The 10,093-nt window shown below is 73.8% G+C and carries 9 protein-coding genes; 2 read left to right on the top strand and 7 right to left on the bottom strand.

The window, feature by feature from the left end; genetic code table 11:
- The 3 genes from IF99_RS34925 to IF99_RS0114625 form a co-directional block, all read right to left on the bottom strand.
- On the bottom strand, positions 1–313 hold a 313-nt coding region (locus tag IF99_RS34925), incomplete at its 3' end, for a hypothetical protein (protein ID WP_234340703.1).
- Positions 314–523: 210 nt separating this feature from the next.
- On the bottom strand, positions 524–1,264 hold the full coding sequence (locus tag IF99_RS0114630) for a hypothetical protein (RefSeq protein WP_030996905.1): 741 nt from the start codon (positions 1,262–1,264) through the stop codon (positions 524–526).
- Between the two features lie 164 nt (positions 1,265–1,428).
- On the bottom strand, positions 1,429–2,739 hold the full coding sequence (locus IF99_RS0114625) for an MFS transporter (RefSeq protein WP_030996904.1): 1,311 nt from the start codon (positions 2,737–2,739) through the stop codon (positions 1,429–1,431).
- Positions 2,740–2,981: 242 nt separating this feature from the next.
- Here IF99_RS0114625 and IF99_RS35470 point away from each other — a divergent pair, with 242 nt between their 5' ends.
- The gene (locus IF99_RS35470; RefSeq protein ID WP_267882243.1) at positions 2,982–3,314 is read left to right on the top strand and encodes a hypothetical protein; all 333 of its coding nucleotides are present in this window, start codon (positions 2,982–2,984) and stop codon (positions 3,312–3,314) included.
- A 104-nt stretch (positions 3,315–3,418) separates the two neighbouring features.
- On the opposite strand, the gene IF99_RS0114615 is transcribed toward IF99_RS35470, so the two are convergent.
- From IF99_RS0114615 to IF99_RS0114605, 3 genes are all read right to left on the bottom strand, one after another.
- On the bottom strand, positions 3,419–5,488 hold the full coding sequence (locus tag IF99_RS0114615; protein WP_030996902.1) for an iron ABC transporter permease: 2,070 nt from the start codon (positions 5,486–5,488) through the stop codon (positions 3,419–3,421).
- 191 nt (positions 5,489–5,679) lie between these two features.
- On the bottom strand, positions 5,680–6,663 hold the full coding sequence (locus tag IF99_RS0114610) for an iron-siderophore ABC transporter substrate-binding protein (protein WP_030996901.1): 984 nt from the start codon (positions 6,661–6,663) through the stop codon (positions 5,680–5,682).
- Positions 6,660–7,532, bottom strand: coding sequence for an ABC transporter ATP-binding protein (locus tag IF99_RS0114605; RefSeq protein WP_199806498.1), 873 nt, complete (start codon positions 7,530–7,532; stop codon positions 6,660–6,662). The genes IF99_RS0114610 and IF99_RS0114605 overlap by 4 nt, the downstream gene beginning before the upstream one ends.
- 209 nt (positions 7,533–7,741) lie before the next feature.
- Between IF99_RS0114605 and IF99_RS0114600 the strand changes: the two genes are divergently transcribed.
- Entirely contained in the window at positions 7,742–8,824 is a 1,083-nt protein-coding gene (locus IF99_RS0114600; RefSeq protein WP_030996899.1) for a fatty acid desaturase family protein, read from the top strand.
- Between the two features lie 147 nt (positions 8,825–8,971).
- On the opposite strand, the gene IF99_RS0114595 is transcribed toward IF99_RS0114600, so the two are convergent.
- Complete coding sequence (locus IF99_RS0114595; protein WP_030996898.1) at positions 8,972–9,637, bottom strand: ScbR family autoregulator-binding transcription factor; 666 nt, start codon at positions 9,635–9,637, stop codon at positions 8,972–8,974.
- Positions 9,638–10,093: the final 456 nt, after the last annotated feature.

The following is a 10,093-nucleotide window of genomic DNA, read 5'->3' as shown; positions in this document are numbered from 1 at the left end:
TCGGCGGGGGGGGCGGGGTGGGCGCCGGGGGTTTGGGCGTGGGCTCCGGCGGCTGGGGCGTGGGAGGTGGTGGTGTGGGGGTGGGCTCAGGGGGTGGCGGCGGGGTGGGAGGTGGGGGCGGGGTGGGCCGGGGCGGGTGGTGATGGTGGTGATGGTGGTGCCCGTTGATTTCGACCCACGCGTGTCCGGTGCAGACGACGAGGTGTCCCCCCACCGGGCCGCCCTCGATGAGCACCGAGGTCCCGCCTGTGTAGCCCGGCAACGGGCAGAACGCCGTGGCCGCCATGACCCCGGCCGTGATCCAGCCAGCCATTCGCCCCCTCCTCCTCCGGCACTCCCGCGCCGGACCGCGAACCGCGCCGGACCCGAGGTCCCGCGCGGGGCGGGAGCGGTTCCGGCGTACAGAGCAACGACCGCGCCGGGGAAGGGACACGCGACACGCAGGAGCACGGGAGCGAAGGGGGGCGCGCGGGGAGGGGGCACGCGCCGGGCCGGGGGCACGCGGCCCCCGGCCCGTACCGGCTCACGCCTTGAGGTTGGCGGGGTCCACGATCTCGTCGTCGGCGGGCTTCTGCACCTCGACCTTCTTGCCGTACTCGGAGAAGGTCATGTCGTTGGGCTCGGAGCCCTTCGTCTCGGTGCGCAGGATGTACGGCTCGCCCTCGGTGGCCACGTGCATCGTGAGGCGCTTGCCGCCCTTCTCCTTCTTGAGCGCCAGCGCGTCCTTGCCGTCGACCTCGCTCGTGCCGCCCCGCTTGAGACCCTGGCGCTCGGACTTGTCCTGGTCCATGGAGGCGAGGAAGGTCTTCTTGTCGCAGAGCGAGGCGTCGCCGCTGTTCGCGGGCGCCTTGACCCACTTGCCCGCGAGCTTGTCGGCGATCTGGGCCCCCTGACCGCCGGAACCACCGCTCGCCTTGGTGGAGTTGGTCCAGAACTTCTTGTCACCCTTGATCAGGATGTCGCCGCCGTCGCGCAGCAGTTCCGCCGTGGCGCCGTCGCCGCTCATCGTGCCGGTGCAGTGGCCCTTGTCGTCGACGCGTATGTCGATCTCGACGACGTTGCCGCCCTTGACGTGCGCGGTGCCCTTGAGGTGGACGGAGGGGGCCTTGTCGGTGGCGGCGACGGCCTTCGCCGCGATGTCGTCGGCCTTCTGCCCCTTGAACGCCTCGTCCGCGTCGTCCGAGTTCCCGCACGCCGAGAGCGCGAGCGCTCCCGCGCACAGCATCCCGAGCGCCGCCGTGGTCCGCGTCCGCCTCGTCGTCATGGTCCCGCCCTTCCGCCGGTCCGCTGCCGGCCGTCTCGTGACGCCCCGTCAAGGCGACGGGACGCGGCCCGCGTACCCGCGAAAACGCTTCCTTCACAGGAACGGCACAGAAAATTCGGCGCGGGCAACGGAGAACGCGGCGCGGGACCGGGCGGGCGCCCGGCTCACTCGCGCCGGGCCGCGACCGGCACGTACCGCCAGAAGGCGGGGACGACGACGGCGAGGAGGCCCACCGCGACGACGACGAGGAGCCCGCCGCCCACCGTCGCGCCCCGCGCGCCGACCGCCTCGCCCACCGTGCCGTGGAGCAGGTCGGCGAGGCGCGGCCCTCCGGCGACGACCACGGTGAAGACGCCCTGCATCCGGCCGCGCATCTCGTCGGTGGCCTCCGACTGGAGGATGACGCCGCGGAAGACCATCGAGATCATGTCGGCGGCTCCGGCGAGCGCGAGCATGAGCGCGGCGAGCCACAGGGAGCGCGCGAGCCCGAGCCCCGCGACGGCGAGGCCCCAGGCGGCGACCGCGAGGACGACCATCACGCCGTGGCGGCGGATGTGCGAGTAGAGCCCGGAGAAGACGCCGCACAGGAGGGCGCCGACGGGCAGCGCCGCGTAGAGCACGCCGAGCGCGGCGTCGCCGCCGAAGTACGTGTCGGCCATCTCCGGGAAGAGCGCGCGGGGCATCCCCAGGACCATGGCCGCGATGTCGGCGACGAAGGAGACGAGGAGGAGCTTGCGCGGCCAGAGGTACCGGAAGCCGTCGAAGACGTCCTTGAGGCCCGCGCGGCGCGCGGCGGCCTTGAGGGGCGGCAGCGGCGGGAGCTTCCACACCGCCCACAGGGCGATGACGAGGGCGAGCGTGTCGACGAGGTAGAGCGTCGAGATGCCGAGGACGGGGGCGAGCGCCCCGGCGAGCAGCGGGCCGAGGATCTGGCCGAACTGGGCCACGGTGGAGGTGAGCGCGGTCGCGGCGGGGAGCTGGGCCTCGGGGACGAGGCGGGCGACGGAGGCGGTGCGGGTGGGGGCGTTGATGCCGAACAGCGCCTGCTGGAAGGCGAGGAGGACGAACAGGACCGCGACCGAGTGCGTCCCGAGCGCCGCCTGCGCCCAGAAGAGGAGCGAGGTGACGGCGATGCCCGCGTTGCTGAAGAGGAGCAGTGTGCGGCGGTCGCGCAGGTCGGCGATGGCGCCGCCCCACAGCGCGAAGACGACGAGCGGGACGAGCGCGACGGCGCCCGCGACGCCGACGAGGGCGGAGGACCCGGTGTCGTCGTAGATCTGGAGCGGGACGGCGACGGCCGTGAGCTGGCTGCCGATCGCGGTGACGACCGTGGACGACCACAGGCGGCGGAAGGGCTTGATGCGGAGCGGGGTCGTGTCGACGGTGAAGCGTCGGCGGCGCTGCGCGGGGACGGGGGCGGAACCGGGCGGTTCGTCCTCGGTGCTCTCGGTGGGCTGGTGAGCGCTGTCGACCACCGGAAGGGCTCCGTTTCCCGGCGGGGCAACGGTCCGCGGTACGCCGACGCGCCGCCCCTGCCGTGTCGTGCTGGGCAGGAAGCTGGAAGCGCGTTGACTGACGTTAACGCCTACGGTCGCGGGCCCGTGCGCGGGGGCGCGGGAGCCGTACCGCACGAACCTAACCGGAACGGGTGACACCGGTCAACACGGGGTTCACAGTCTGGTCACGGGATATACGAAAAGGGACGGAGGAGGCCGTGATGGGTGACGACGAGGACGGCATAGGTCTGTCGGACGCGGAGGAACGGGCCATCGCGCTCTCCCCGGCGGAGGAGCGCGCGGTCGCGGTGACCCCGGCGGAGGAGAGGAGCATCGCGCTGTCGGAGGCGGAGGAGGAGGCGGTCCTCTCGGGTACGGGGAGCAGCGCGACCTACGACCTCGACCCGCCCGGGACCTACGAACTCCTCCCGGAGGGCCCGCGGTTGCGGGCCCCGTCCCCGCTCCCCGACCATCACGCGCCGGACCCCCCGTCCCTCCCCGGCCCTCCGGACCTCCCGTCCCCCCAGGAGTCCACGGGCCCCGACCGCCCCTGAGCCCGCGGGGCCCGCTCCGGGAGGAGCCGGCGGGGGCGAGTCCCGCACCGAACCGGCGGGGGGCGAATCCCGCACCGAGCAGACGGGTGCGAGGCCGCGCCCCGTCACCGCCGGGTCCGCACCAGCAGGTAGATGAAGTACGGCGTCCCCACCAGCGACGTCATCAACCCGGCTCCCAACTGCGCGGGCGCGATCACCGTCCGCCCGAGCGTGTCGGCCAGCGTCACGAGACACGCCCCCAGGAGCACGGCTGTCGGCAGGACGCGCGCGTGCCGCCGCCCCACCAGCGCCCGCGCCGCGTGCGGCGCGACGAGCCCGACGAAGCCGATCGTCCCGGCCGCCGCGACGGCCGTCGCCGTCAGGACGACCGCCGTGCCGAGCAGCAGGAGCCGCCGCGGCGGGAGCGGCAGTCCGAGCAGCCGGGGCGTGTCGTCGTCGACCGAGACGAGGTCGAGGTCACGGCGGTGAGCCACCGCGACGCCGCCGCCCAGCAGGAGCGCGAGGCCGACCGGCAGCAGGTCGGGCAGCTCGCGCCCGTACGTCGAACCGGAGAGCCAGGTCAGGGCCTTGGTCGCGTTGAAGGGGTCGGTCAGGACGATGACCAGGCCGATGAGCGCGGTCGTCGCCGCCGAGACCCCGATGCCGACGAGGATCACGCGGTTCTGCCGGAAGCCGCCCCGCGCGGCGAGCCCGAAGACGAGCGCGGCCGCCGCCGCGGAGCCCGCGAAGGCGGCGCCCGCGATGCCCCACGTTCCGATGCCCGTCGCGGCGGTCGTCGCGAGGACGGCGCCGAGCGCGCCGCCTCCCGAGACACCGAGCACGCTCGGTTCGGCGAGCGGGTTGCGGGTCACGGCCTGGACCAGGGTGCCGGAGAGGGCGAGGGCGGCCCCGGCGAGGAGCGCGGAGAGGACACGCGGGACGCGGGTGTCGAGGACGAAGGAGACCGCGGAGCCCGCGCGGCCCGTGGCCCAGTGGGCGAGGTCGCCGAGGAGGAGCACGTGGTCGCCGAGGAGGGCCCCCGCGAGGACGAGGCCGACGAGCACGGCGCCGATGACGGCCAGGGTCACGAGGTACGCGGCCCGGCCGGGGATGCGCGTGCGCTCCGGCTCCCGCGCGTCGCCGCCCTCCTTGAGCCGTACCGCCATGACGACGAGGAAGACCGCGCCGAGCAGGCTCGTGACGGTGCCCGTCGGGATGCCGGTGGAGCGGTCGGCGGTGACGAAGGTGCGGAGCAGGACGTCCGAGCCGAGGACGAGCCCGGCGCCGACGAGGCCCGCGAGCGGGATGTTCGCGCGGGTCCTCGCGAAGCCCTTGTAGCGCGCGACGAGGGGACGGACGAGCGCCGGGGCGCACAGGCCCGCGTACCCGAGCGGCCCGGTGAGCGTGACGGCGGCGGCGGCCAGCAGCGCGGTGAGCACGACGACGGTCAGCCGCGTACGTCCCACGGAGACACCGAGACCGCGTGCCGCGTCGTCGCCGAGCGCGAGGGCGTCGAGGCGGCGCGAGACGAGGAGGAGGCCGAGGAGCGCGACGGCGATGACGGGGAGCATCTGGAGGATGCCGTCGAAGCCGTTCTGCGCGATGGAGCCCTGGTTCCACTGGAACAGCCCCTCGGTCTCCTGCGGGAAGAGCAGGAGGAGGGACTGCGTGACGGCGGAGAGGCCGAGGGCCAGCGCGGTGCCGGCGAGGACGAGGCGGACCGTGCCCGTGCCGAGTCCGGAGACGCCGAGGACGACGGCGGAGGCGGCGAGCGCGCCGACGAAGGCGACGCCGGAGGAGGCGAGGAGGGGGACCGAGACACCGGTGACCGCGAAGAGCGCGAGAGCGAGGTACGAACCGGCGTTGACCGCGAGCGTGTCCGGGGACGCGAGGACGTTGCGGCTCATCGTCTGGAGCGCGCGCCCCGCGGCGCCGAGGGCGAGCCCGACGACGAGCCCGGCGACCGCGCGCGGCAGGCGCGAGGCGGCGACGACGGAGGCGGAGGTGTGGTCGCCGTCGCCGGTCGCCGCGTGCCACACGTCCAAGAGGCCGACGTCCGAGGTGCCCTGCGCGATGTCGATGACGGCGAAGGCCACGACGACGAGGAGGAGCCCCAGCGTGAGGGCCGCCGCGCCCCCGCGGTGCGCGGGGACGGTGGACTCCTGGACGGGAGGGCGCGTTGCAGTCGCGGTCATGAGCCTTGTTTCGTCACGTCTGGGGAGGGAGGGAAAGGGCGGGGGCGCTCCAGCGGGGGTTGCCGCGGCGGTACGGGCGCGGACGCCCCGCACCGCGCCGCACGCCGTCACGCCGGGCGGCCCCGGGGGACGCGGGTCCCCGGGGGCCGTGGGAGCGGCGGTCCGTCAGGTGCGGCGGGCCGCCGGGCGGGTCACTTGGTGAGCGAGGCGACGAGGCTGTCCACGTAGGCGCTGCCGGAGGCGGTGCCGCCGAACTGCCAGATGCCGTCGTCCAGGCGGTGGACGTGGTCGTTCTTGACGAACGGCAACGACTTCCACACGGAGTCCTTGGCGAGCTTGGCGAACGGGTCGCCGCCGTTCGCGTCCGAGGCGATGTAGACGAAGTCGACGTCGCCGAGCTTGGTGAGGCCCTCGACGTCGGTCGAGGCGAGGCCGTACGCCTTGTCGCCCTTGAGCTTCCAGGCGTTCTTGAGGCCCAGCTCGGTGTTGATCTCGCCGAGGAAGGAGTCGCCGGTGAAGGGGCGCACCGAGACCTGGTTGCCGGTGGCCCAGCCGTCGGCGAAGGCGATCCCGCGCTTGTCGGCCCCGGCGGCGGCGAGCGCCTTCCTGCCCTCGGCGATCTTGGCGCGGAAGTCCTTCTTGACCGTGGTGGCCTTGTCGGTCGTGCCGGTGGCCTCGGCGACGAGGTCGAGGGTGCGGTCGACGGTCTTGAGCTGCGCGCCGCCGACCGCCGAGTCGACCTCCAGGACCGGGGCGATCTTGCGGAGTTGCTTGACCGCGGCGGGCTTGAGGTCGGACGTCGCGACGATGACGTCCGGCTGGAGCGCCGCGACGGTGTCCATGCTGGGCTCGCCGCGCATACCGATGTCCTTGGCGCCGTCCCCGAGCGGGGCGGCCTTGTCCCAGGTGCGGTAGCCCTTGACGTCGGCGACGCCGACCGGCGTGACGCCGAGGGTCAGGGCGGCCTCGGTCACATTCCACTCGGTGGTGACGATCCGTTTGGCGGGACCGTCGAGGGTGATCTTCCTGCCCTTGTCGTCGGTCACGGAGACCTTCGGGGCGGCGGCCGAACCCTGGGAGGCGGGCTCGTCCTTCGCGGGCTCCGAGGAGCCGCAGGCGGCGAGGGTCATCGCGGCGGTGGCCGCCGCGGCCGTGGCGAGGAGGAGTCGTCTCATGGCGTGGGGTGGAGCCTTTCGCTTCTCGTGCTGTGGCGGCCTATCGCGCGGGTGCGCGGCCGTCCGGTGAGGGGGTCGGTGTCGACCTCGACGCGGATGCCGTAGACCTCGGTGAGGCGCTCGGACAGGAGCACCTCCTCGGGGGTGCCGTCCGCGACGACGCGTCCGTCGCACAGCAGCGCGATGCGGTCGGCGACGGCGGCGGCCTGGTCGAGGTCGTGCAGGACGACGCCGACGGCGATCGCGTGCTCGTCGGCCAGGTCCCGCACGAGGTCGAGGAGTTCGACCTGGTAGCGCAGGTCGAGGTAGGTGGTGGGCTCGTCCAGGAGGAGGACGCCGGTCTCCTGGGCGAGGCAACCGGCCAGCCAGACGCGCTGGAGCTGACCGCCCGAGAGCTGCTCGACGGCCCGCTCGGCCAGGTCCCCGACGCCGGTCAGTCGCATCGCGCGCTCGATGGCCGCCGCGCCCTCGGGGTCGGTGCCGCCCCAGCGGCCCTGGTACGGGTAGCGGCCGAACTCGACGACGTCGCGCACCCGCAGCCCGCCGGGCGTGGGGCGCTGCTGGGTCAGCAGCGCGACGCGGCGCGCGAACTGCTTGGGGGCGAGGGCGAGGGCGTCGACGTGGTCGGTGCCGTCCTCCTCCAGGCGCACCTGCCCGGCGCGGGCGCGCTGGAGACGGGCGAGGGTGCGCAGGAGGGTCGACTTCCCGCTGCCGTTGGGTCCCACGAGCGCGGTGACCTCGCCGGGGCGCAGCGACAGGGCGGCGTCGCGGAGGACCTCCGCACGGTCGTAGGCCACGCAGACGCCCGTCGCGGTGAGGCCGTGGCCCCGCGTACGGGGGAGGGTGAGCGCTCGTTCAGCTGGTTTCACGCCACGAAGGCTAGCCTAACCTTATGTGGGTACGGAACCCGCCCCCGGCAGGCGCCACCGGGCGCCCCCTCACTCCCTGCTCCGCCAGTCCGCGCAGGTCACGAAGGACTCACGGGGGTTAGCCCCCGGCCCCGTCACCGGGTGGCACCCGGCGCGGTCCGGGCGTCAGCAGGCTGCCACGCGGAGCCCGTGGCGCGAAGACTCGTCCCATGACGACGACTCCTCTCGCACCCCGTCCGGTGCCCGCGCCGCACGGCGCAGGTGACCGGAGCGGCGGCAGCGATTTCGCCCGCCTCGCCCAGCGCGTCAGCGCGGCCGGGCTGCTCGACCGGCGTCCCGGCTACTACACCGTGCGGCTCGGCCTCGTCACGGCGGCCCTCACGGGCGGCTGGACGGCCTTCGCGCTGCTCGGCGACTCCTGGTGGCAGCTCGCCGTGGCCGCCTTCCTCGCCCTCATCTTCGGTCAGGTCGCCCTGGTGGCCCACGACTTGGCTCACCGCCAGGTGTTCCGTACCCGGCGGCCCAGCGAGATCGGCGGGCGGCTCTTCGGGAACCTCGGCATCGGCATGAGCTACGGCTGGTGGATGAACAAGCACACCCGCCACCACGCCAACCCGAACCACGAGGAGCTGGACCCGGACGTCGCCCCGGACATCCTCGTGTGGTCGAAGGAGCAGGCGCGGCACAGCAAGGGCATCGCCCGGCTCATCGGCGGCCACCAGGCGGCGCTGTTCTTCCCGCTGCTGACGCTGGAGGGCTTCAACCTCCACGTGTCGAGCGTGCGGGCGCTGCGCAGGCCGGAGACGAAGCAGCGGGTCCTGGAGGGGGCGCTGCTCCTCGCGCACCTGACGGGGTACCTCGCGGCGCTCTTCCTCGTGCTCCCGCCCGGGAAGGCGGTCGCCTTCCTCTTCGTGCACCAGGCGCTCTTCGGCGTCTACCTCGGCTCCACCTTCGCGCCCAACCACAAGGGGATGCCGACGCTGACCGGCGACAAGCGGCCCGATTTCCTGCGCCGTCAGGTCCTCACCTCGCGCAACGTGCGCGGCGGGCTCGTCACCGACCTCGCCCTCGGCGGCCTCAACTACCAGATCGAGCACCACCTCTTCCCGAGCATGCCGACCCCGCACCTGCGCCGCGCCCGGCCCCTCGTCCGCGCGTACTGCGCCGAACTCGGCATCCCGTACCACGAGACGGGGCTGCTGCGCTCGTACAAGGAGGCGCTGGCGCACCTGCACCAGGCGGGCGAGCCCCTCCGGCGCGGCCGCGTGGCCCCGGGGACGACCGAGGGCTGAGCGAGCGAGGCACACGGACGGAAGTCCGCGCGAGGGGCGGGTACGGGGCCGGCGGTCCGGTACGGGGCCGGGAGGCTCGGTGCCGAGCCGGTGGCCCGGTACCGCCGTCGGCGCGGAGTCGTCGGGCGCGGGGCCCGGAGGGAGCGTTCAGGCGTGCTCCGCGAGGGGGTGGTCGGGCTCGGTGGCGGCCCGCGCGGCGCGCTCCAGGAGGCCGGGGTCGCCCCGCCGCACGTACAGCGCGGGAAGGACGAGGCGCCACCATTCGTACAGCCGCTCGGCGACGATCTGCCCCCGCCGCCTCCCCTCGCCCCTGCCGGGGCCCGCGTCCTCGTGCGCGTCGAGCGGGGCGGTGAGGACGGAGACGCCGTAGAAGGCCCGGACCAGCGCGGGAGCGGTCCGGGCCGGACTCACGCCCGGGCTGAGCGTGCCGCGCTGACGGGCCCTCGCGAGCAGCCTGGTGGCTCCGAAGGTCCAGGCGCCGAAGGGGTCCGGGAGCGGGGCCGCGATCGTGGCGCGCTCGGCCCACAGCCGGGCCCCGGCGCGGGCCACCGGGTCCTCGGCGAGGCTGCCCGCGACGGCGAAACTGAGCCCGACCAGGTTCTCCAGGGGACACACGTCACGTGCCGTGTACCTGGACCGCAGATGGCCCCAGTCGGCGAACCGGTCCCGGACGACGGCGAGGGCGACCCCCTCCTTGTTCGTGTAGTGGAAGTAGACGGCTCCGCTGGTCCGGCCGGACCTGGCGCTTATGTCGTTGATGCTCGTCGCGGCGTAGCCGCGGGTGGCGAAGAGGTCGGCCGCCGCTTCCAGCACCTTTCTCCGGGTCGCCTGCGCCCTTTCCTGCAATGTGCTGTCCACCTTCGCTCAACATGGTTGTGACAACCGGGAAATCTAATGCGCCCGCGCACGCCGGGAATACGAACGGACCGCTCGCGCCCAAAAATTGTTTCTTTCTTTCGGGCATGCACGCTTCCGGGTGATTGCGCGCGGCTTCCCGCCCGCTCCCCCGCAGCTTCCCGATCACCTCGCCGAGAGCCGCACGCGCGGCCAACTCAACTGCGTGACCGCCCCGTTGACACCTTTCACGGAATACCCGAAACCCCTTCGCCACCTCCCCCGGACGAGCGCTTCGCACACACAACCGCAACTACGGGCGATTGCGGCGGATTCGTGCGCGGAAATAACGTAGTGCGCATGATGTTTTGCACGAGAGCCGCCTGAGGCGCGCCGACCCAGCGCGCCCCGCCTCGTCGTCCGTCCCGGAAACGC

The organism is Streptomyces sp. NRRL F-5630 (genome assembly GCF_000719475.1).
Taxonomy (GTDB): domain Bacteria; phylum Actinomycetota; class Actinomycetes; order Streptomycetales; family Streptomycetaceae; genus Streptomyces.
The sequence above is the reverse complement of the archived record's forward strand: the minus strand, read 5'-3'. Positions and strand labels throughout refer to the sequence as shown.

What these genes read in the sequence shown, in the direction of transcription:
- IF99_RS0114615 (WP_030996902.1), bottom strand. Translation starts at nt 5,488, where the DNA reads ATGACCGCGACTGCAACGCGCCCTCCCGTCCAGGAGTCCACCGTCCCC.
- IF99_RS0114600 (WP_030996899.1), top strand. Translation starts at nt 7,742, where the DNA reads ATGACGACGACTCCTCTCGCACCCCGTCCGGTGCCCGCGCCGCACGGC.
- IF99_RS0114610 (WP_030996901.1), bottom strand. Translation starts at nt 6,663, where the DNA reads ATGAGACGACTCCTCCTCGCCACGGCCGCGGCGGCCACCGCCGCGATG.
- IF99_RS35470 (WP_267882243.1), top strand. Translation starts at nt 2,982, where the DNA reads ATGGGTGACGACGAGGACGGCATAGGTCTGTCGGACGCGGAGGAACGG.
- IF99_RS0114630 (WP_030996905.1), bottom strand. Translation starts at nt 1,264, where the DNA reads ATGACGACGAGGCGGACGCGGACCACGGCGGCGCTCGGGATGCTGTGC.